We start from the raw sequence: 20978 nt of genomic DNA, 5'->3' as shown, positions 1-20978 counted from the left end.
AGGCAGTTATCCTGTCAGGTTGTCAAACCATACAGTTTCAGTGTACACTTTTATGAAAGCGGTCAACGAAAGTAATATACTTGTTTTCGTAGACCCAGCCCTAATATTAAGGAGACATGTGCATGAACATACTTTCCTACGGATTGCTCGGGCTGCTTACCCGCGAGGAGTCTTCCGGTTATGATCTTATGCTGAAGATTCAGCCGCATTGGCAGGCCAAACACAGCCAGATCTACCCGCTCCTGTCCAAGATGGAAAACGATGAGTTACTCGCCTCCCGCTGGGTACAACAGTCTGACAAACCGGACAAAAAAATGTATGCAGTTACGGACAAAGGTATTCAGAAGTTGCTGGAGTGGATGATTACTCCTGTCACTGCACCCGTTACGCGTGATGAATTCAATCTTCGCATTCTCTGTGTAGGGATCGCTGAAGATGGCAGCATGAGACGTATTCTGAACGAACGTAAAAGTTGGTTTATGGAACGTATACGCTATTTCGAAGACTTGAAATCACGTATACCTCAGGACAATCTTCGTGTCGGCAGTCGTGAATTCGGAAGCTACATTCTAGTGCAGAAAGGGTTAATGAACGCCCAAACAGGTCTGGAATGGTGTAATTGGGTGACCCAGCTGTTGGATGGTCAGGCGGCGATTCAGGACCCGAGTCCAAGTATTTCAGAAATTTAATTTAAATTTTGAAACGTCACAGCAGGTTGACCGTATTACTTGAGTAAGGCCCATTTTGGGGAATCAAACAAATTTAATCAGGGGGTTACGATCTATACAATGAAGAAAAAATTTGGAATTAAACATCTGATGATGGTTTTCATGGCATTCACACTGCTCTTTGCAGCGGTTGGCGTTACGAATCCGGACAGCGCTGATGCAAGACGGGGCGGCGGCGGTTTCAAATCTGGAACGAAAAGTTATACCAACACCCCTAAGAAATCAGACAGCAATGTAAGTCAGTCCAATTCCCGTAACAATTCCAATACTGGCGCAGCTGCCAACAACCGTGGCGGATTCTTCGGCGGCGGTGGTGGATTCATGAAAGGTATGATGCTGGGTGGTCTGGCTGGTATGCTGTTCGGCGGACTGTTTGGCGGTATGGGAGCACTGGGTAACATTCTCGGGCTGCTCGTAAACGTGGCAGCAATTATGCTGATTGTTATGCTGGCTATGGCACTGTTCAGAGCAATCACGAATCGCCGCAAACCTGCAGCGGATGGTCGTTATGACCGCCGTGATGATCGTGACGATGATCGTAACAGAAACGGACGGTACTAAGATTTATGGTTCTGAGTATGGATGAAATTGTGAATGCCATCTGCATTCACATGGCAGAGCGTAAAGGTGTACGTCCTACAGATGTTAATGTAGAGCTGAGCTGGGAAGAAGATACCGGTTATTCCGCAGAAGTTTGGATTCAGGGCCGCAGTCAGTTCTTGGTGGAATCCAATATGATTGAAGCGATTCTTCGCTACCTGCACAGTGAATACAATATCCGCGCATATCGTGAAGATGTAACTTTGGATCTGGATGAAGAGATCACAGCCATCGTTAATCAGCATTAAAATACAGTATTAAAACATATAAAAATGGCCTCCTTTGTTAATCAGCAAAGGAGGCCATTTTTATAGGATATACATCGCTGCTGGCTTTGCATATACACTGTGTATAGCAAAGCCAGCAGCACTGTCAACAGTAATTGTATAATCGTATATTACCGTTCTCTATGGTAATGTATGGCAAACTGTTACGTCATCACCGTTGTCTGCGGCAGCAGCATATTGTACCCTGGCGGTTTATTTCAATTTAACCAGGCTGTAGTTCTTTTTACCTTTGCGGATAATGATGAATTTGCCGCCAATGGCGTGCTCAGCCGACACCGTAAATTCAAGCTCCGTAATCTTTTCACCATTCATAGAGATTGCTCCTTTGGTAACATCCTCACGGGCTTGACGTTTGGAAGGCTCCAGGCCAAGATCCACCAGCCAGTCAACAATATTTTTAGCTTCGCCGTCTGTTTCGAATGTTGGCATTTCCTTGAAGCCCTGCTCAATCTCATCTGCCGTAAGTGAACGGATGTCTCCGCTGAACAATGCTGCGGTAATCCGCTTCGCCTGCTCCAGCATCTCTTCACCATGAACAAATTTGGTCATTTCCTCGGCCAGTGCTTTCTGCGCTTCACGTTTATGCGGCTCTGTCTCCACCTTCGCAGCCAAAGCTTCAATTTCCTCTTTGCTCAGGAAGGTAAAGTATTTCAAGTATTTAATGACATCCCGGTCATCGGTGTTTGCCCAAAACTGGTAGAATTCAAATGGTGTCGTTTTGTTTGGATCAAGCCATATTGCACCGCCAGCTGTTTTACCAAACTTCGTACCGTCAGACTTCAGCATCAGCGGAATCGTCAATCCGTAAGCTTTCGCCTCGGCTCCTTCTTTTTTGCGAATCAGATCCAGACCGCTTGTAATGTTGCCCCACTGGTCAGAACCGCCAATCTGCAGCTGCACATCCTCGTTTTGGAACAGGTGCAGGTAATCCAGAGATTGCAGAATCTGATAGGAAAATTCGGTGAATGAAATTCCGCCTTCAAGACGGCTTGCTACAACATCTTTGGCCAGCATCGTATTCAGGTTGAAGTTTTTCCCGTAATCACGCAGGAACTCGATCACATTAATTTTATGTGTCCAGTCGTAGTTATTCACCATACGAACCTGATTGTCCCCTTCGGTTACAAACAGCTTTTTCATTTGTGCAGTCAGCGCATCCACATTGGCCTGTACCTGTTCCAGTGTCTGGAGAGAACGCTCGGACTGACGACCGCTCGGATCACCGATCGTACCTGTTGCACCGCCAATAAGGATCACCGGACGGTGACCGGCCAGCTGGAAACGTTTCAGCATCATAAACGGAATCAAGTGTCCGATATGCATACTGTCCCCTGTAGGGTCTACGCCGCAGTACAGAGAAATGGCTTTTGTCTCCGTCAGTTCACGCAGTCCTTCCGCATCTGTTTGCTGATTAATGGCATCGCGCCACTGCAGTTCTTCAATAATGTTCATTCCATTCATTACAATAACCCCTTTTCTATGATAAAAATTGAGTCATGACCTACGTTCGCTTTGAATTACAATACCGCTGGTTTTTGGGACACAAAAAAATCGCCGCCTTGTCTTTACAGACAAAGGGACGATTAGAATAACCGTGGTACCACCCAATTTGTATGGACAACTCTTTCTGAACGCTTATACAGTCCAGTACAAGTGCTCCATACCACTCTCAGCAAGTTATCGTTTGCCCTTCCGCTTGGCATTACCCAAGTACTCCAGAGTGTAATTCGCAGCCCTTGTATGTATCAGGTTCCATCCACCCCTGACTTTCTGTAACAGGGACAAAGCCGCTACTGCGCTCTATCAACGTATTTCATGTATTTAATTATAGCCAGTATAGCGGAACGTTATAGGCATTGCAAGCGCAAGTATTGCAGTAGAAGTGTTTCTGTACCAGAGATTCGTTCATTTGGGATCAATAGGAAGCTGTTCGCGATAATAAGCGTAAGCCTTCTCCGCAACCTGATCCTCGTTGTTCCAGAGCTGCTGATCCAACTCGTCCAGACGCTCTTCTTGAGCTGCCTCTAGATATCGCGGAATGTCCCAAAGTGCAGTCAGCCTGTCATCATCAGCGAGATGCGCAATACAGGCATACTGCTCCTTGATATTATCCAGCACCTGCTTGGCGCCAATAGCTTGAAGTGCGCCGCAGGCCGTTGTATACACCCTTTCTCCCCAGTTGCAAAAAAATTGTATAAAACCGCCATTATAAACATCCGCCTCAAACAGCCACAACGCTGCAATTTCTTGTTCAGTCCGGGAAAGCGCAGCCCATCCTTGTTCAGAGGTGTTCTTTTTCTCCACAAACGTTAATGCATAATCATACCATACATCTTCAATATCCCGTTCACTCATTACCAAGATTTCCCTTTCTTGGGTTGATAGCTCTCCAATTCCTGCCGTTTACCCTTTTGATGCCAGGTCCAATATGGATCTCCAATCATTTGAAAGGCCGCCTTTACATTCTCTTCCATCTCCTGCTTTACTTCTTCACTTGAATAATCGAGATGCGTATGCACGTTATCGACACCATACTTATTGAGCAGTTCGACATGTACCGCTGTGAAAATGATATCTGCCAGCAGCCAGTACAGCACCTCTTCAATCTGATTCAATTTTTTAATCAAAGAAGGTACACCGCGTTCATAGATCGTTACGATGTAATGCTCATCTCCGATCTCGACATAAGGTACGCCTTCCCATTTAAATGACTCATCCAATCGGTTTACATAATGCTGTATCTGTTCTTTTGAAAAAGAAGTCCGAGATAAAAGTTCAAGGAGCTGATTGACTAATTGCTGCATACTTAATTTTGGGGATATGGGGGCCGCCTTCTTTCTACAAAAATACTACGTATACATAATGATATTTTTCTACTCCGAGCTCCCATCAGTGCCTGAAGCTTTACGCCTGACCGCAATGTTTTTCTTGTGCTCCCCATAGATCTCAAGGTTCCCCTGCTTCCCGCTGCCACCTTAATGAAAAAGCTGCCACCCGGCAGCTCTTTCATCTCTTTCCGTTCATGTCCACAGATTAATTCAGGTCCCGCAGAACGTCTTATACGAGGGATCACAGGACACGGGCATGGCTCCGTACGCTTCCTGTTCAAGTGTATACGCATAGGGATGCTGCAGAACAGCCAATAAAGGTTGAATCAGACTGTAGTCTCCATCCGCTTCTGCCCGTTTCAGCACTTCTTCTACCTTATCATTTCGCGGAATAACCGCTGGATTATTTTGTTTCATCTGCTGCATCACTTCATTGGCGGATTCGGGCTGTCTGCCTAATCTGGCCTGCCAACGCGAGTGCCACTCCCTAAAATCGGACTGGTCGTTAAGAGTGGACGTTTCCAGTTTGTTCAGTGTCAGACTTACAAATGTATTCGTGTAATCTGCACGATGCTTTTCCATCAGGTCTAACAGATCCTTAATCAGCATTTCATCTTCGGATTCTTCCGTAAATAGTCCCAATTTCGCCCGCATTCCCGTTAACCAGTGATAATGATACAGCTCCGAGAACTGCGCAATGGCATCTTGAGCTATTTGGACAGCCTGCTCCTCATCCTCATGAAGAAGCGGCAGCAGTGTTTCGGCGAAACGCGCCAGATTCCAACCTGCAATATACGGTTGATTTCCGTATGCATAACGGCCCTCTCTGTCAATTGAACTAAACACGGTGGCTGGATGATATGTGTCCATAAAGGCACACGGTCCATAATCAATCGTTTCCCCGCTAATCGCCATATTATCCGTATTCATGACCCCGTGAATAAAACCTACCCGCTGCCATTTCGCAACTAATGCTGCCTGTCGTTGGATCACTTCCTGCAGCAGGGTCAAATAACGCTGTTCGTTATCCTCCACCTGCGGAAAATGACGATGCAGTGTATAGTCTGCTAACGCACGTAAATCCGCAATCGACCCCCAGCGGGCCGCATATTGAAAAGTAGCCACTCGGATATGACTGGACGCCACTCGTGTAAGAACAGCCCCTGGGCGTGCTGTTTCGCGATAGATGTTCTCCCCTGTAGAAACAACAGCCAAACTTCGTGTCGTGGGAATACCGAGACCATGCATCGCTTCGCTAATGATATACTCCCGCAGCATGGGTCCAACGGCAGCACGACCATCCCCTCCCCGCGAGTAAGGTGTCCGACCGGAGCCTTTTAACTGAATATCCACTCGCTGTCCTTGTGGCGTAATTTGTTCACCCAGCAGCAGGGCACGTCCATCACCAAGCATATTAAAATTGCCGAATTGATGACCTGCATAAGCTTGAGCAAGGGGGCTCGCTCCATCCGGCAGGCTGTTTCCGGCAAAAATAGCTGCGCCTTCGGGACTATGCAGTACATCAGCATTCAACCCGAGGCTGGCGGCCAGAGCTGTATTAAAAATAATCCAGTCCGGAGACTGGACAGGTACTGCATTTTGGCTTGTATAAAATGTTTCGGGCAGTGCCGCATAGCTGTGTTCAAGGTTCCAGCCTGCACTGGAATTGCTCTCTTCCATGGGTCACGCTCCTTTCTCCTGACAAAGGATAACCTCTGTTCATCTTCGTGTAGCTTTTGTGAACCCATGCTCATTTATGTAGTCGCATGGAATTTCCAAGGCAAAATATATTTGATGGGATCATCCGAATGTTAAAGCGAGTTTTTCACTTGATTTTTCATTTAGCAGGGACTTCATAATCCGTTACAATCACATTCTCGATCCAACCATCCAGAGAAGATACAAACGCTTGATGTGCTGGATGCGGCCCATACGCACGAAGCGCCTCCCGGTCTTCAAAAGTCACTCGTAACCCAAGCGTAAATCCTTGAATGCGATCGGTCTCCTCCGTCACATTCACTCCAGCTGTCAGCTCAACAATCCCTGGAATTTGACCCTGCAATGCGAGCAGCTGAGATACAAACTCCTGCTGCTTGGCAGGTGTGATTTTATCGTTAAACTTGAAAATAACCAGATGTTCAAACACAGCATCCCAGCTCCCTTATTAGTAAGCATTGGAGGAAAATCTTTCATTTTTAGCTCCACCTATCTTATTTTAAATTAAACCTAAACTGAACTCAAATAGATGTTCTCGATTTGTCGCTCCGATATAATAAGCAATATCGTTCAAGAAATCAGCTTTCGACGACATTATAATCACTTCAACAAACTAGAAAGAGGGTGCATCATGAGTCGCGAAGTGCGAACTGTCGTTTATGATTCTGATTTGCAGGTGGAGGCATACCAATTCGAAGGCATTATGCAGAAATTCCCCAATCATTTTCACGACTATTACGTGATTGGCTTTATTGAAGAAGGGAAACGCCATTTGGTCTGCAGCAGTGAGGAATACACATTAAACAGCGGAGACATCATCATTTTCAATCCCAAAGACCCCCATGCCTGTGAGCAGATAGACGGAAGTATACTGGATTACCGCTGTATCAATATTGAAGCTGAAATTATGCAGGAGTATGTGCGTGAGATTACCGGACATTCCTATTTGCCAAGGTTCTCCACCCACGTTGTATGCCAAAGTGAACTTGTTTCCTCGCTCCACGAGCTGCACCAGATCATTCTGGAAGAACAGTCTGATTTCTGCAAAGAAGAAATGCTTCTGCTGCTGCTGGAGCAATTACTCAAAGATTACGCTGCTGTGGAGCTGCCTGAAGCTGGGCAGGATGTCACGTTAGAAATTCGGCAGCTGTGCGAATATATGGATACTCATTACACGGAAAACATCAGCTTGAACGAACTATCCGCACTTTCAGGGATTAGCAAATATCATCTGCTTCGCCTGTTTACACGTCAAAAAGGGATAACTCCTTACCGTTATCTCGAAACAATCCGGATCAATCACGCCAAACGCCTGCTCGAACAGGGGTTAATGCCCATTGAGGTGGCCGCACATACAGGCTTTAGTGACCAAAGTCATTTTACTAACTTCTTCAAAAAGCTGATTGGTCTCACACCCAAACAATATCGACGAATTTTTAATCACGCTTCAGAACCCATACGCTTGCAGGAGAACGATGTATGACTTCGATACGTCATCAGAGCAATGCAGCCGGACACCTGCTTGCCTTGTTAACCATTGTGGTCTGGGGAACGACTTTTGTCTCAACGAAAGTGCTGCTGCAGCACTTTACCCCTGTCGAAATTTTGCTGCTTCGTTTCCTAATCGGTTATCTGGTCCTGTGGATCATCTATCCACGTCCGCAGCGCGTTAGATCCTTTCGAGATGAAGTATTATTTATGGGTGCGGGTCTATGCGGGGTGGCTTTATATTTTCTTATCGAAAATTTCGCCTTGGTGTATACGACAGCTTCCAACGCAGGAATCATTGTATCGGCTGCACCCTTTTTCACTGCTGTACTTGCCCACTTTTTTCTTGATGGAGAAAAGCTAACCCGCCGCTTTCTAATCGGGTTTGGCATTGCGATGTGTGGTATTATCCTGATTACCCTTAACGGAAGTTATATGCTGCAGCTTAATCCTTTAGGCGACCTGCTTGCCTTTATCGCTCCGGCAGTGTGGGCTGTATATTCTGTGCTTATGCGTAAAATTGGTACACGAAACTACCATGTTATAGGAGCATCGCGTAAAGTATTTTTATATGGACTGCTCTTCATGCTGCCAGCCCTCGTTATGTTTGAATTTGAATTAAACGCAGCGAGGTTCACACAAATCACGAATATATCTAATCTTCTCTTTCTAGGTGTGGGTGCGTCTGCCCTATGTTTTGTAACCTGGAATCAAGCGGTAAAGCTGCTGGGAGCAATCCGCACAAGTGTCTATATTTATCTCGTACCTGTGATCACCGTTATATCATCTGCCCTTATTCTTCATGAACAGATGACATGGATTAGTATTTTGGGCGCATCCCTTACGCTGTATGGATCATATATTTCGGAGAGAACCGTGATGCAGAAAGAACATAAAATTCCTTTGGCAAAATGATGTCGGAAAGCATAACTAATTTCATAATAAACTTACGTTTAAGCGTATGTACAGAAACAACACGATCTTCACCGAAAGGAGTCGTGTTTGTTTTCTGTATTTTTTGTTTTTCCCTGTACAGAGCCTGAAATGCAGGTTCTCACGCATCACCTGTTCCTGTTTCAGGATGATCCAATTGAGACATAAGAAGCTCCAGTTCCTGCTGCTCCAAATGTCTCCATTCACCCCTTTTCAACCGCTCATCCAGTGTAATGTTCATAATTCGAATGCGCTCGAGCTTCAATACTCTGTACCCCAATGCTTTACACATTCGGCGTATTTGCAAATTAAGCCCCTGCGTCAAAACAATTCGAAAGACATTCTCGCTTTGCCTGTATACTTCACACGGTTTAGTCACCACGTTAAGGATTCCCACACCTTGCGACATGGATTGTACAAAAGCATCGGTAATCGGCTTGTCCACCGTGACGACATATTCTTTCTCATGATGGTGCTCCGAACGCATCATTTTGTTCACGATGTCTCCGTTATTCGTAAGTAAAATTAACCCCTCGGATGCTTTATCCAGACGGCCGACTGCAAAAATTCGAGCAGGATAATTCACATACTGAATAATGTTTCCCTCAACATGCGCAGCGGCAGTGCAGGTAATGCCAGCAGGTTTGTTCAGAACGATGTATACCATCTCTGGATGACGCTGCGGAATCTTCTCGCCGTCCATGAGCACAACGTCTCCCGGTTCGACCATATCTCCCTTTACACATACCCTGCCGTTAATTGTAATTCTTCCCGCCGCGATCCGCCGAGTCGTTTCCCTTCGGGAGCAGTACCCTGTCTCGCTTATGTATTTATTGATTAACATCTTGCATCGCTCGCTTCTTATCGATATTGAATACTGGACTTCATCTTCTCATGGATTAGAGGATGACGCAATAAAGTAATAAGGTACATTTCAAACATAAAACCTGGATCAAGAAAGCATGGTTAACATAAACGCTCCCTTCGCCAAACTTTAACATAATTTTACAATAAAAAGCTTGTACATTTCCAGAATTATGGTATAAGTGATATATAAAATAAACATTTATTTCAATTTATAAAATTTATATCCATTCAGGGAGGCAGATCCATTGAGACGAATATTCGCTTTGAGCTGCGGTTTCTATCTGTTAATCGGCATCACGAGTGTTGTATTGGGCGCGCTTCTGCCTGTTTTACTGCCTTATTACGAACGCGGCTACAGTGACGGAGGATTTTTGCTGTTTTTGCAGTTTCTCGGGTTTCTTGTCGGTGTAATGGTGTCTCCTTCTTTGACAGTCAGAATGGGTCGAAAGTGGATGCTCGCACTGGCTTTGGTCTGCATTACTGCCGCTTATCTGCTGCTCGGATGGTTACCCTCCTGGAGCATTGTGTTGCTGTTGACCATTATTGTGGGGTTCGGCTCAGGTATTATTGAACCTTCCGTAGGTGCCTTCACCATTGAATTCACCGAAAATCAGAAGGCAGTTGCGATGTCCAAACTGGATGTGTTCTTCGCGCTGGGTGCTCTTCTCATTCCCGCGGCGGCCGCTCTGTTCATCTGGCTGGACCAGTGGCACTTGACGTTTTTTGCGGTGGCCGTCTCCTCCCTGATCCTTATACTTCTATGGGTCACCATGCCTCAAGCTGCTGCACAATACCTGGAGCAGGCCGGAGAAAATACGACTGCCCGAGGAACAAACAGAGCCAGCTATTCCAAAAAACATCTGGGGCTGCTCACCATCTTTATTGTCTTCTTCTTTGTTTATATGGGACTGGAGCTTGGATTAATGAATTTCCTGCCTTCCATTCTGGTGGAACGTCTGGAACTAAACGAATCTGTCGCATCCCTGAGTGTCTCGATTCTGTGGATTGCCATGATTGTTGGACGGCTGTTCTCAGGCAAAATTGCAGAGGCAGTTCACTACATGCCTTTCCTGATCTGGAGCACCGTCGGCACACTGCTGTTTACCGTCTCTATGATATTTGTATCCGGCCAATGGGTAACGTATGTGCTGATATTTGGCACTGGACTCTTTATGTCTGGACTATTCTGCATCGCTCTGGTGTATGCGAATGTACTGATTCCCGGCATGACGGAAAAGACAACCAGTATCCTCATTGCAGCCGGCGGGATCGGTGGTGCAGTGCTGCAGTACCTTACAGGATGGAGCATGAGTGCTTGGCCAGTCGCCGGCACCATCATCATTTTGGCGGGGTTCTGCCTGCTATTACTGCTTACGTTAATGCTGTCTCATCTATGGAACATTCGAAATAACAGTTTGGGCGCTGCCTTCACGCAGCATACCAAAGAGGTCTGACCTGTTCGGCTCACAGACCTCATGTCTTGAAAGGGGGGATGTCCCGCACCATCCGGAATGGATTCGTATTGTTCACTCAGCTTGTACACCACTATATTGGAGGAAATCGCATGCAAACTTTAACCAATAGCCGCTTCACAGTCGGAAAAGGGATTAAGTTGATTGACGATTCAGGTGTGGAATACCTCGACGGCGTCTCGGGCACGTTTAATCTGTCACTGGGTTATAATCACCCGCATGTAGTCCGTAAAATTCAGGAACAAGTCGGCAATCTTACGCATATGTCCTCCTCCTTCACCGAACCTTACGTCAATGAAGTGCTGGATCACTTGATTGAATATGCTCCAAATGATATTGATGCCGGATGGATGCGGGATATTACCGGGTCCACAGCCAATGAATGTGCTGCAAAAATAGCCCAAAAGTATACAGGTGCATCAGACATTATCAGCCTGTACCTTTCTCACCATGGACAGACCCAGTTTGCAACCGGCATTTCGGGCAATGCCTTCAGACGCAAACGTTTCCCTAACTCTTCAGCTGCAAATGCAGTCCATGTGCCCGCTCCGTATTGTTACCGCTGTCCCTTCAGAAGCGAAAGCGGCGAATGCGGATATCAATGTGTTGAGGCAATTTCGGATGCGATTGAATACAGCAGCTCCGGTTCGATTGCCTGTATGATTATTGAACCCATTCTCGGAAATGGTGGCAACATCGTCCCACCACCAGGATATTTCAAACGTATTCGAAAACTATGTGATGAGCACAGCATGCTTCTTATCGCCGATGAAGTCCAGACGGGTATTGGACGAACAGGTATGATGTTCGCCAGCGAACTGTTCGATATCCGTCCTGACATTATTACGCTAGCCAAAGGTCTTGGCGGTATTGGCGTGCCCACAGCTGCTGTGCTGATGCAATCAAGGTTGAATGTGCTGGAAAAACATGAGCATTCTTTCACCTCCGGGAGCAATATGATCTCGGTCACCGCTGCCAAATCTACGCTGGAGGTTGTATCTGAACCTGGTTTTCTGGATGCGGTAAAACGGAAGGGGCTGCTGCTTGGAGGACTGCTGCAGGAGCTGGCTTTGAAGTATCCAATCATTGGTGAAGCTCGCGGTGTTGGACTTATGTGGGGACTCGAAATTGTAGGGGACCAGAATGAACCGGATACGCCGAAAACCAATGCGATCATTGACCGCGCTTTTACAGACCAGCATCTGATCCTGCGCAGTTCCCGGTACGGTTTTGGCAATGTAGTTAAAGTCCGTCCTTCCCTGACTACGACGGAGGATGAACTTGTCGAGATTGTGGACCGATTGGATTCCGTGCTGGCCAGCGTTCATTAAATATGGAGAGCAAATATATCAGGCATACGAACTGGGTTTACAAAGCAAACGAGCAGTGACTACAAAGAACGAGCAGTATCTACACACCAATAAGGAGGTTTTATCATGCTTGCATTAGTATATAAATCGGCATGGGATGTCGCACTGGAGGAACGACCTGCGCCTGAAATTACCAGAGACAACCAAGTACTTGTTCGCATAAAAGCAACCGGGGTATGCGGGACGGACCTGGGCATCGTCAGCGGAAAATATCATGCTGTCCCTTCTGTTATTCTCGGTCATGAGTCAGCAGGCGAGGTTATTGCTGTTGGAACAGCCGTCACCACCCTGCAGCCAGGGGACCGTGTTGTAATTGATCCTACGTATTACTGCGGCCAATGCGATATGTGCAGAACCGGCAGACAAAATCACTGCACTCATAAATCCGTTACGGAAACAGGGGTAAGTGCAGATGGTACGTTCACGGATTATTACGTGACAGAAGATCGTTTTTTATACAAATTAAAAGATCATGTAAGTTATGAAGAAGCAACGTTAACCGAGCCGTTAAGCTGCATGCTGACAGGCATTAACCAGATTAACCTGCTTCCGAATTTCAGAACGATTATTATCGGGGCCGGGCCAATCGGCATTTTGTACAGCTGTGCGCTTGCTTCCAAAGGTGTAACCGGAAGTCTTGTCGACATCTCCGCAGAACGTCTGGCGATTGCGGGCTCCATCGCTCCCGATCGTTGGCAGGTGCATTCTACTTTTGAACAAGCCATTGCAGACATGGCTCCTGTAACCGGACAAGTAGATATGATTGTAGACACGACGGGAGTTGTAGGCACTCAGGTATTATCCCAGCTCGCAAGCGGCGGCTATCTGATGCTCGTTGGTTTGCGGGATGGAAATACCTCCTTTAACCCCAAGGAAGTAGTGGATCGAAGTCTCAAAATTATCGGTTCCATTGATTCTCTTGGGACCTTTGCCACAGCACATTATATGATTGAAGAACAGATCATTCCCGCCAAAAAGATCATTACACATGCCTTCCCGCTGGAAGATTACGAAGAAGCTTTTCGCACGCTCGGTTGTGATATCCAGGGACGAACTTTACAACCCTCTTCTCATGCTATCAAGGTTGTGCTGCAATCGGGTGTAGGAGGATCGGCGTATGAAGGCACATGAAAAAACATTCGAACTAGGTACACTGCAGGAGAATCCCATTCAGGCGGTCATTTTTGATATGGATGGTGTTCTGATTGATAGTGAACCGATCTATTTCGAGATCGAGCGGAGTTCATTTGATCATTTTGGCGCTGACGTGACCATAGAAGATCATCATTCTTTTGTCGGTGTCACCCTTGAATCCATGTGGCGGCAGGTCATCGACAAATACCAGCTCCATACTCCGCTGGACGAGATTCTCGCGTATCATCAGCACCATGTGATGGAGACAATGCATGCCCACCCGGGACTTACAGCCATGCCCGGTGTAGAACGTTGGGTTCAATGGCTTCATGAGCAGCGCATCCCTATTGCCGTTGCCTCTTCTTCCCCCCGGGCATTAATCGATCTTATTATGAATAAAACCGGACTTGGGCGATACCTCGAAATGCGAATAACTGGCGAGGAGGTAGCTCATGGCAAACCTGCACCGGATATTTTTCTTGCTGTCTCTGAACTCATTGGTGTATCGCCGGTGAATTGTCTGGTTATCGAAGATTCGCGGAACGGCGTTCAGGCATCCAAAAGTGCAGGGATGCGCTGTATCGGCTGCGTCAACCCCGGATCAGGGAATCAAAATCTGTCCAAAGCCGATGTGCAGATTTCCAGTTATGACGAGCTATGGACGCTTAAAGATCATTTGCCCTTTGAAAGTGCTGCTCTACCGAGTTTCTCCAAGACAACTTCTGAGTAACACATTTCAAACGAGACTGTCCTTAAAAATACACATCATTCAAGATTATAATAACGAAACGTCTAAACGGGACAAAGCAGCAGTTTATCCTGCCTTGTCCCATTTTCGTTTTTCCGTCATTGCCTTTTGTCAGTGGATTTCAAGATACCTCCACCCACATCCATTGGCACTTCCAATTTTTAAGTTCTGTTCAATCCGGTTTCAAATTTAATTCCTTCCAATTACCCTTCCAATAATATATAAATATGAAGACGGATGCGCCCGCAAACCCGATCGGGAAACAAAACCATATCGAATCAAACCCATAGTTTTCGCCAAAATAGACTGCAAGTGGATTTCGGATGATGATCATCGAAATAAAGGAAATAATCATGGGTACCAGGGTAGCTCCAGCAGAGCGAACCACGCCGACTATAACACTAAAAATACCATATATCATAAATGACCAAAGAGTTATAGCATTTATTTGCATTCCTAATTCAATAGCCTTCCCTTCAGAAGGTAAAAACAGGGCAAGTGCTTCTCTATTAAAACCATACAGCAGTAAAACTAATAAACCGGTCATCACGATATTGAAGACAATCCCCGCCCAAGCGATACGAGTTATTCTCTCCCACATTCCTGCACCGATACATTGTGCAGCCATGAAGGTCACCGCTCCCCCGATAGCTAAAGCCGGCAATTGTACATAGTTGGAAATCTGATTGGCCGCTGCAAATGCCGCAACGGCCTCAGATCCAAACGTATTGACCAGCTTGATTAGCAATACATTGCTCGCAGAAACAATGACCATATTGAGTCCCATGGGGAGCCCCTTTAATAAAGCAAAACGGATAATGCTAACGTCCATACGCAGCAAATGCAAATCGTCTTTCGTGATGCGTAAAAAATTTTTTTTAACGTACAGATGGATTAGAAGCAGGATAAAGCTAATCATTTGAGCTAGAAAGGTTGCCGTCGCCGAGCCAGCAATACCCATCTCCGGGAATGGACCTATTCCTTTAATGAGCAGCGGATTCATCACAATATCCATTCCGACGGAAACTAACAAGTAGTAGACGGGTGTCTTAGAATTGCCGGAGCCGCGTAAGATGGCCATAACCAGACTAAATCCGAACAGGAATGGAACACCAGCGAAAATAATTCGCATATACGTATTGGCCATCTCTAAAATATCTGTAGGGGTGCTTATCCAGTCCATAATTAAATGCGTAAAGAAGATTCCAGATAGAGAAATTATAAGTGACAAGATGAAGAAGAAAGTTACACTGGTGCCGACCACTTTTTTGGCTTGATCAACTCTCTGGGCACCGAGATGCTGCCCCATCAGAATGACAAAGGCCATTGCGAGCCCAAAAATAGCACTAATGAGAAAAAACATGATCATAAATCCATTCGATGCTGCTGCAAGTGCTTGTTCGCCAAGCAATTTACCGATAAAAATCGAGTTAATGGAACCATTTAAAGACTGTAGAACATTACCTAACAAGATTGGAATGGAGAACAAGAACAACTTTTTAAAAATAGAACCTTCCGTCAGCAAGGTCGGCTGATCATTTGGGACCGCTGTAGGACGCATATGGAGTCTCCTTTAGGACAAGCATCATCATTTTCGCTTTTCGACCTTCATTTTGATACCATCCTTGGGACGCATCGTCAATAGCGGCTCAGGCACGGGAATTGTGTCGTCCACCATTCGGAGACGATACCGCTGTCCTATAGTCGCAAGGATCAGAACCGCTTCCATCATCGCAAAATGATTGCCGATACAAACCCGAGGCCCTCCGCCAAACGGAAAATAAGCATACTGAGGAATTCGTTTAAGAAAATCGCCGCTAAATCGCTCCGGAGTAAATTCTTCAGGGTTTTCAAAATATCTGGGGTCCCGATGCACCGCATACTGGCTCATAAAAACGATATCACCTGGGAACAGGCGTTGATTGGCTATTTCGACTTCCTCAACTGTTTTGCGGACGATAATCCATGCGACAGGATACAGCCGCATCGATTCCTGAATAATTTGCGTTGTATAGGTAAGCTTTCGCACATCCTCATAGACTGGCTTTCTTCCTTCGAGGATGGTTTCCAGCTCTGCCCAAAACTTTTCCTCCACCTCGGGATGCTGCGATAACAGATACCAAGTCCACGATAATGTATGAGCCGTGGTTTCATGACCAGCGAGTAAGATGGTCATCACCTGATCGCGCAGCTCTTGATCGGACATGCCTTGTCCTTCTTCATCTTTCGCGGAGAGGAGTACAGAAAGTAAGTCGCTTCGGTCGTTCTCTGATTCCTTTTTTCTCTGATCTATTATGGAAAAAGTAATATCATTCAGTAGTTTTAGTGATTGCTTTACCTCATTGTTTTTGGAGGTTGGCAGCATCTTAGGAACCCTTACGAGCGCCTTTGTGCTTGCTATAACACGTTCGTAGGCCTCTCTGATTTTTTCTTGACGATTCTGAATATGGGTTCCGAACATCGTTTTCGTAATGACATTCAGAGTCAGTTTCATCATATCATCACTTATCGAACGTTCTTCCCCATCCCTCCACTCCTCAATAAGTTCTGTCGTATCCTCAACCATCTGCTCAGCATAAACTTTTAGTTTTTGTGATGTAAAATGGGGTTGAATCAGCTTACGCTGCTTCCGATGAATCTGTCCCTCACTGGTAAGCAGGCCGTCTCCGATCAGAATTTTCGCTTTCTCCAACCCTCTTCCTTTATGAAAACTTGCATGTTTTGTAACCAACACCTCATGAATATAATTAGGATGATACATAATATATCCTTTTTGAACAGGGCCAAAGCGTACTTTAACCATATCTCCCTGTTCTCTAAATTTCGTAAAAAATTTCAATCGGTCTTCTCTGAAAGCAGTCAAATCACCAAGCAGCCAAGATTTAAGCGTTGTCATATATAAAAACTCCTCTACTCCACATTTGTCCAATACCTACAGCATCAGAAATTGCTGCGTAATTTCATCAAATAAAGCAGTGAACTTAATACAATATGAATAAAACCTCCGAAAATAACAAAAGAGATGTAGTAAAACAATGTCATTGGATGAACTAAACTAACAACTAGAACACAGCCGAACAATGAATCAACCTGATCCAAAACAATAAAACCAATTCCCCCCAAGCTCTTTTTGCTTTTGCCAGGCTGTATATTGATTCTTCTTTTCAGAAAACTATTCGGCAGTTCGAAAATGCCGTAAGCCAGCCCGAGAAGCACACCTACTAGGAAATTATACAAAACACTATTTTCGTAGTGCGAATACAGCAGCACGTACTTTTCCAAAGCGGGAATCTGGCTTGAAAGCCCTCCCCAAGCAATACAACAGATGGAACTAAAAAACACCATACCCCAGAAACCTCTCCAGGTTTTATTCGCTCCGAATAATCGATTCCCATCTTTTAATGTAATCTGGTTATCAATGGGCTTGTTTAAGGTCTGAAACAGAGAAGTTTTTAAGAAAAACATATTTAGTATGGTCGCAACAATAATAGGCACCGAAGTAGCCAGCATGCTTAACATAGACTCATTCCTTTACAAGAAATTTAGTCGACAAACTTATGTAAGTCGGATCGTTTCAGCTTTGCTTAGCTTCAAAGCTATTTGAATCCGATGCGGAGAGAAGCTGCAAAATAACTTCCTCCGGATCTTTCTGAATAATGTCTGAGCCGATCATTTTTTCGAGCAGCGATACATCTGCCGAATGAGAGAATGCACCAAGTTCCAGTATCGTCGCAGCTTTATCTATCATCTTTAGGCCGCTCTTCTTCAACAAACTGGGTAAGCCCTTGGGAACCGGGACATAGAATTGACGCTTGTAACCAAACACCTTTTGAAAAACGGAGTGAAGCTGCTTCAAGGGCAAAGGATTTCGATAGCCGATATTTAAAGGACTTTGCAAATAAATCCCCTCAGCAGCCTTCTGAAATAAAACATCCGTGAGCCTTGTAATGATCTTGGCGTAATCATGAACTTCAATATAAGTGGATAATTGACTACCACTACCCACATTTAAGTGATGATTGTAGGCTTTAATCAGAGTTGGCAGCGTATAAGCATCATCTTTACCTACGATAAATCTTGGACGCAGAACAAAGGCGCTTCTCCCACGCTTCTCCATCTCATTTAAAATGATAGTTTCCGCTTTGGCCCGCGAAACAGCCAGCGGAGTTTCAGGATTGGTAATGGTCAGCTCATTAGCATTTAATAAGTTCCCTTGTCCGTAAACGGAAAATGAACTTCCGTAAATAACCCCTGCGGTCGATTTAGGCAAAGCGTACATCAGATTACGCGTTCCAGTGACATTTATCTCCCCAAATCCGCTCCCGTCCGTATCCCTATTTTTTGTGCCGAAGTGGATTACAATATTGGGCTTGTTCGTAAACAACTGGTCCGGCACATCTGGAAGTGAGCCAATGACCGGCGTAACATTTGGCAGTTTAGTCAAATTCGTCTTGTCCCTAACAAGCGCTCGGATTTCCAGCTTTCCGCCACTTGATCGGTTTAGTTGCTCTATCGTTTTCCGTCCTACGAATCCGGTTCCTCCGATCATGATGACGGCAAACTCTTCATATGATATTGCGATACAAAAAACCTCCCGTACAACGTTTAATAGTAACCAATTAGACTAAATCGCTTACCAAATTACCGGGATTAACCTGTAGACCGTCGATTTGGCATAAGCTGCATAATATTTGTTTTTGAACAATTGTTTTTCCTCTACCCTGATTCGGTATATCGCGTTCAAATACCACAAAATGAGACCAATCAGTGAAAATGTGTTAAACAACACGACAACTAGACCAGTATGAATGATAAGCGTCCCCATATAAGAGGGATGCCTTATAATTTTATAAGGCCCTGTTGTTATTGGTTTACCTACAAGCTCCCTAATCCTGTGGGAATAGGCGGAGCCAATCGCCTTGATGGAAGCTGCTCTCAGAATAATACCAAGGCAAATGAGGCCATAACCCACACACCAGGAGACAGCATGAATAGATGATGAGGCAGCTAATGCACCTACAAGCATAAAATTTTTGATGATGCCCGCCAATTCCAGCGTGCTTTTATCTTTCTTTTCATCCTCCTTCTTTAACTCAGATAACGTAATTCTCACCTCCCAGGCGGACCAAAGAATATACGTGGAAACCATTACCAAAAACATAACTTTTTCCTCAAATGTGTTCAACTTACAAAAAAGGTACACCACAAATGAACCGCCCAATAAATAGCCCGTAATTGTAAAGATTAATGGAACCACAGATGAGAAGCTTTTGATCTTCATCTGTACATTCACCCCCCGCACAATGATTTTTAATTTACCACGTAGATTTTGCTAGGCACTTTATGCCTTGACAAAAACGTTCTGCAATGACTTTTGAGGTCTTTTTCTGTGATTTGTTTCTGCCGCTCCACTTTGACGTACAAATATACAAGCTCCCCAAACTTGTCATTCTCCCGAACGATGGCTCTCGCTTCAATGACCCCACTATAATTTGTGACTGCCTGTTCAATTTCCAATAAATCGACCATCTTAGACGTAACCTTTGTAAACGGATATTTTCTGCCGACAAAATGAAGGAAACCATCCTGGTCCAAATAACCTAAATCCCCCGTGTAAATACCTCCCTGTTGAAAAAAATTCTCTGTCTCCGCTTTTTTACCGTAATAACCCTCCGCAATCGTTTTCCCTTTAATCATGATCTCCCCTACTTCGCCCGTTGGGAGCGGCATCCCGTCATAATTAACAATCGAAATCGTCGTATACTCACTAATCGGGGAACCAATGGTGCCAAAACACACTTTCTTTTTATGATTGAACGTAATGGGGAAGGTTTCTGTTAGACCATAGCCCTGATAAACCTTTAGGCCAAGGCTTTTATATATCGCTTTTTGAAGCCCTTCATTGAGATAACTTCCGCCTGAGATTATTTCCAACCTGGGGTCCAGCTTGTCTCTATGTCCTTCATTATCCAATGCAGCTTCATTAGCCAGCTTTTTCAACAACAGCGGAACCAAACACACCAAAGTAACATCATTGTTTGCCAGAAGACTCAATATGTTTTTTTTGGGCAGATCCTTACAAACGAGCATTTTGGAACCGTTGGATAACGGGAAAACAACAGACGTTGAAATCCCGTATATTGGATAGAAAGGGAGGCCAATTAAGTTGACAGACCCTGGTTCTTGCGGGTAAATCGTGCAAGCCTGCTCCAAAAACAAAGCATACTCATGATAGGTATGACGTACCTGAAGCGGATATCCGAATCCTTTATATGTAAAATGACAGCTAATTATTGTATCTCTTTCCGGGGCTTCCAATGGTATCGGAGAACGGGGCAAATCGGAAAAAATTATTTTTTCAAAGATAGAATCAGTACGGATATCGTCAAAAGAATCTGTCGTCATAACAAATCGCAAGCCCGGATTATAAAGTAATTGGTCCCTGCGGGCAAAATGTTTACTCGACGTAACAATTCCATCCGGATCGAATTGCTCCATGATTTGGTTCAGTTCATAATCTGTCGCTTTTGTGTCATAAAACGCAGAAATAACCCCTGTTGAAGCTAATGCATAAAAACTAAAGATAAATTCAATTTCTTCCGCCAAAAAAATTAAAATTTTGTCGCCCGATTTGATATCCAGCGCTGCAAAGTATCCCTTCCACACTTCTATTTGCCGAAGGCATTCACGATAAGTGTATTTAATATCCGTTCCCTCTTCCTCATAAGCCGTAAAATCCGGATAAGACTCAGCCATGAATTTGAACTTTTCAATGAAATTATAATCACTCTGCAATTTGGACATCAT

The 20978-nt window shown here is 44.9% G+C and carries 21 protein-coding genes and 1 other annotated feature; of the genes, 9 read left to right on the top strand and 12 right to left on the bottom strand.

Annotated elements, in window-relative coordinates:
* Window positions 1–122: 122 nt before the first annotated feature.
* The 3 genes from ABXS70_RS09050 to ABXS70_RS09040 all read left to right on the top strand — a co-directional run bounded on the left by ABXS70_RS09050 (window position 123) and on the right by ABXS70_RS09040 (window position 1576).
* On the top strand, window positions 123–689 hold the full coding sequence (locus ABXS70_RS09050; protein ID WP_342551500.1) for a PadR family transcriptional regulator: 567 nt from the start codon (window positions 123–125) through the stop codon (window positions 687–689).
* A 99-nt stretch (window positions 690–788) separates the two neighbouring features.
* The gene (locus tag ABXS70_RS09045; protein ID WP_342551501.1) at window positions 789–1289 is read left to right on the top strand and encodes a hypothetical protein; all 501 of its coding nucleotides are present in this window, start codon (window positions 789–791) and stop codon (window positions 1287–1289) included.
* A 5-nt stretch (window positions 1290–1294) separates the two neighbouring features.
* On the top strand, window positions 1295–1576 hold the full coding sequence (locus ABXS70_RS09040; RefSeq protein ID WP_090916857.1) for a YxcD family protein: 282 nt from the start codon (window positions 1295–1297) through the stop codon (window positions 1574–1576).
* A gap of 231 nt (window positions 1577–1807) precedes the next feature.
* Here the strand turns inward: ABXS70_RS09040 and tyrS are convergent, their stop codons facing one another.
* The 5 genes from tyrS to ABXS70_RS09015 all read right to left on the bottom strand — a co-directional run bounded on the left by tyrS (window position 1808) and on the right by ABXS70_RS09015 (window position 6589).
* Window positions 1808–3067, bottom strand: coding sequence for a tyrosine--tRNA ligase (gene tyrS, locus ABXS70_RS09035; protein ID WP_342556370.1), 1260 nt, complete (start codon window positions 3065–3067; stop codon window positions 1808–1810).
* Between the two features lie 120 nt (window positions 3068–3187).
* Window positions 3188–3431 (bottom strand) — a binding site (T-box leader).
* A gap of 89 nt (window positions 3432–3520) precedes the next feature.
* Window positions 3521–3970: a DUF4375 domain-containing protein gene (locus ABXS70_RS09030; RefSeq protein WP_366295374.1), complete on the bottom strand. Its 450-nt coding sequence runs from the start codon at window positions 3968–3970 to the stop codon at window positions 3521–3523.
* Window positions 3970–4335, bottom strand: a complete 366-nt coding sequence (locus ABXS70_RS09025; protein WP_366295372.1) for an Imm63 family immunity protein — start codon at window positions 4333–4335, stop codon at window positions 3970–3972. Before ABXS70_RS09025 ends, ABXS70_RS09030 begins: the two co-directional genes overlap by 1 nt.
* A 318-nt stretch (window positions 4336–4653) precedes the next feature.
* Window positions 4654–6123, bottom strand: coding sequence for a protein adenylyltransferase SelO (locus ABXS70_RS09020; protein ID WP_366295370.1), 1470 nt, complete (start codon window positions 6121–6123; stop codon window positions 4654–4656).
* Between the two features lie 157 nt (window positions 6124–6280).
* Entirely contained in the window at window positions 6281–6589 is a 309-nt protein-coding gene (locus ABXS70_RS09015; RefSeq protein ID WP_342551505.1) for a Dabb family protein, read from the bottom strand.
* Window positions 6590–6790: 201 nt separating this feature from the next.
* On the opposite strand from ABXS70_RS09015, the gene ABXS70_RS09010 reads away from it, so the two are divergent.
* Window positions 6791–7642 (top strand): AraC family transcriptional regulator, encoded by an 852-nt coding sequence (locus tag ABXS70_RS09010; RefSeq protein WP_342551506.1) that lies wholly within the window; start codon window positions 6791–6793, stop codon window positions 7640–7642.
* The gene (locus tag ABXS70_RS09005; RefSeq protein ID WP_342551507.1) at window positions 7639–8562 is read left to right on the top strand and encodes a DMT family transporter; all 924 of its coding nucleotides are present in this window, start codon (window positions 7639–7641) and stop codon (window positions 8560–8562) included. Before ABXS70_RS09010 ends, ABXS70_RS09005 begins: the two co-directional genes overlap by 4 nt.
* A 139-nt stretch (window positions 8563–8701) precedes the next feature.
* Here ABXS70_RS09005 and ABXS70_RS09000 read toward each other — a convergent pair whose 3' ends face one another.
* Window positions 8702–9424, bottom strand: a complete 723-nt coding sequence (locus tag ABXS70_RS09000; RefSeq protein ID WP_366295368.1) for a pseudouridine synthase — start codon at window positions 9422–9424, stop codon at window positions 8702–8704.
* Between the two features lie 268 nt (window positions 9425–9692).
* On the opposite strand from ABXS70_RS09000, the gene ABXS70_RS08995 reads away from it, so the two are divergent.
* The 4 genes from ABXS70_RS08995 (at window position 9693) to ABXS70_RS08980 (ending at window position 14153) form a co-directional block, all read left to right on the top strand.
* Complete coding sequence (locus ABXS70_RS08995) at window positions 9693–10901, top strand: MFS transporter (protein WP_366295366.1); 1209 nt, start codon at window positions 9693–9695, stop codon at window positions 10899–10901.
* 110 nt (window positions 10902–11011) lie between these two features.
* Window positions 11012–12250, top strand: a complete 1239-nt coding sequence (locus tag ABXS70_RS08990; protein ID WP_366295364.1) for an aminotransferase class III-fold pyridoxal phosphate-dependent enzyme — start codon at window positions 11012–11014, stop codon at window positions 12248–12250.
* A 105-nt stretch (window positions 12251–12355) separates the two neighbouring features.
* Window positions 12356–13420: an alcohol dehydrogenase catalytic domain-containing protein gene (locus ABXS70_RS08985; RefSeq protein WP_342551511.1), complete on the top strand. Its 1065-nt coding sequence runs from the start codon at window positions 12356–12358 to the stop codon at window positions 13418–13420.
* Window positions 13407–14153 carry an HAD family phosphatase gene (locus tag ABXS70_RS08980; protein ID WP_366295362.1) on the top strand — a complete coding sequence of 249 codons (747 nt, stop codon included), beginning with the start codon at window positions 13407–13409 and terminating at the stop codon, window positions 14151–14153. Before ABXS70_RS08985 ends, ABXS70_RS08980 begins: the two co-directional genes overlap by 14 nt.
* 190 nt (window positions 14154–14343) lie before the next feature.
* Here the strand turns inward: ABXS70_RS08980 and ABXS70_RS08975 are convergent, their stop codons facing one another.
* The 6 genes from ABXS70_RS08975 to ABXS70_RS08950 all read right to left on the bottom strand — a co-directional run bounded on the left by ABXS70_RS08975 (window position 14344) and on the right by ABXS70_RS08950 (window position 20978).
* Window positions 14344–15732, bottom strand: coding sequence for an MATE family efflux transporter (locus ABXS70_RS08975; RefSeq protein ID WP_366295360.1), 1389 nt, complete (start codon window positions 15730–15732; stop codon window positions 14344–14346).
* 27 nt (window positions 15733–15759) lie between these two features.
* Window positions 15760–17067 carry a cytochrome P450 gene (locus ABXS70_RS08970; protein WP_342551514.1) on the bottom strand — a complete coding sequence of 436 codons (1308 nt, stop codon included), beginning with the start codon at window positions 17065–17067 and terminating at the stop codon, window positions 15760–15762.
* A gap of 44 nt (window positions 17068–17111) precedes the next feature.
* Window positions 17112–17690, bottom strand: a complete 579-nt coding sequence (locus ABXS70_RS08965; protein ID WP_366295358.1) for a CDP-archaeol synthase — start codon at window positions 17688–17690, stop codon at window positions 17112–17114.
* Between the two features lie 55 nt (window positions 17691–17745).
* A complete protein-coding gene (locus tag ABXS70_RS08960; RefSeq protein ID WP_366295356.1) occupies window positions 17746–18720 on the bottom strand; it encodes an NAD(P)-dependent oxidoreductase in 975 nt (324 codons plus the stop codon).
* Between the two features lie 84 nt (window positions 18721–18804).
* Complete coding sequence (locus ABXS70_RS08955) at window positions 18805–19452, bottom strand: isoprenylcysteine carboxylmethyltransferase family protein (protein WP_366295355.1); 648 nt, start codon at window positions 19450–19452, stop codon at window positions 18805–18807.
* Between the two features lie 29 nt (window positions 19453–19481).
* Window positions 19482–20978, bottom strand: coding sequence for a class I adenylate-forming enzyme family protein (locus tag ABXS70_RS08950; protein ID WP_366295353.1), 1497 nt, complete (start codon window positions 20976–20978; stop codon window positions 19482–19484).

The sequence above is a fragment of the Paenibacillus sp. AN1007 genome, from assembly GCF_040702995.1.
Lineage (GTDB): Bacteria > Bacillota > Bacilli > Paenibacillales > Paenibacillaceae > Paenibacillus.
Note: the sequence above shows the minus strand (reverse complement) of the source record. Positions and strands in the feature narration are given on the sequence as shown.

Coding starts and splice junctions, on each gene's coding strand:
- ABXS70_RS09045 (WP_342551501.1), top strand. CDS start 789: ATGAAGAAAAAATTTGGAATTAAACATCTGATGATGGTTTTCATGGCA.
- ABXS70_RS08980 (WP_366295362.1), top strand. CDS start 13,407: ATGAAGGCACATGAAAAAACATTCGAACTAGGTACACTGCAGGAGAAT.
- ABXS70_RS08990 (WP_366295364.1), top strand. CDS start 11,012: ATGCAAACTTTAACCAATAGCCGCTTCACAGTCGGAAAAGGGATTAAG.
- ABXS70_RS08970 (WP_342551514.1), bottom strand. CDS start 17,067: ATGACAACGCTTAAATCTTGGCTGCTTGGTGATTTGACTGCTTTCAGA.
- ABXS70_RS08955 (WP_366295355.1), bottom strand. CDS start 19,452: ATGAAGATCAAAAGCTTCTCATCTGTGGTTCCATTAATCTTTACAATT.
- ABXS70_RS08950 (WP_366295353.1), bottom strand. CDS start 20,978: ATGATGTCCAAATTGCAGAGTGATTATAATTTCATTGAAAAGTTCAAA.
- tyrS (WP_342556370.1), bottom strand. CDS start 3,067: ATGAACATTATTGAAGAACTGCAGTGGCGCGATGCCATTAATCAGCAA.
- ABXS70_RS09000 (WP_366295368.1), bottom strand. CDS start 9,424: ATGTTAATCAATAAATACATAAGCGAGACAGGGTACTGCTCCCGAAGG.
- ABXS70_RS09040 (WP_090916857.1), top strand. CDS start 1,295: ATGGTTCTGAGTATGGATGAAATTGTGAATGCCATCTGCATTCACATG.
- ABXS70_RS08965 (WP_366295358.1), bottom strand. CDS start 17,690: ATGTTAAGCATGCTGGCTACTTCGGTGCCTATTATTGTTGCGACCATA.
- ABXS70_RS09005 (WP_342551507.1), top strand. CDS start 7,639: ATGACTTCGATACGTCATCAGAGCAATGCAGCCGGACACCTGCTTGCC.
- ABXS70_RS09030 (WP_366295374.1), bottom strand. CDS start 3,970: ATGAGTGAACGGGATATTGAAGATGTATGGTATGATTATGCATTAACG.
- ABXS70_RS08985 (WP_342551511.1), top strand. CDS start 12,356: ATGCTTGCATTAGTATATAAATCGGCATGGGATGTCGCACTGGAGGAA.
- ABXS70_RS09010 (WP_342551506.1), top strand. CDS start 6,791: ATGAGTCGCGAAGTGCGAACTGTCGTTTATGATTCTGATTTGCAGGTG.
- ABXS70_RS08960 (WP_366295356.1), bottom strand. CDS start 18,720: ATGATCGGAGGAACCGGATTCGTAGGACGGAAAACGATAGAGCAACTA.
- ABXS70_RS09020 (WP_366295370.1), bottom strand. CDS start 6,123: ATGGAAGAGAGCAATTCCAGTGCAGGCTGGAACCTTGAACACAGCTAT.
- ABXS70_RS08975 (WP_366295360.1), bottom strand. CDS start 15,732: ATGCGTCCTACAGCGGTCCCAAATGATCAGCCGACCTTGCTGACGGAA.
- ABXS70_RS09050 (WP_342551500.1), top strand. CDS start 123: ATGAACATACTTTCCTACGGATTGCTCGGGCTGCTTACCCGCGAGGAG.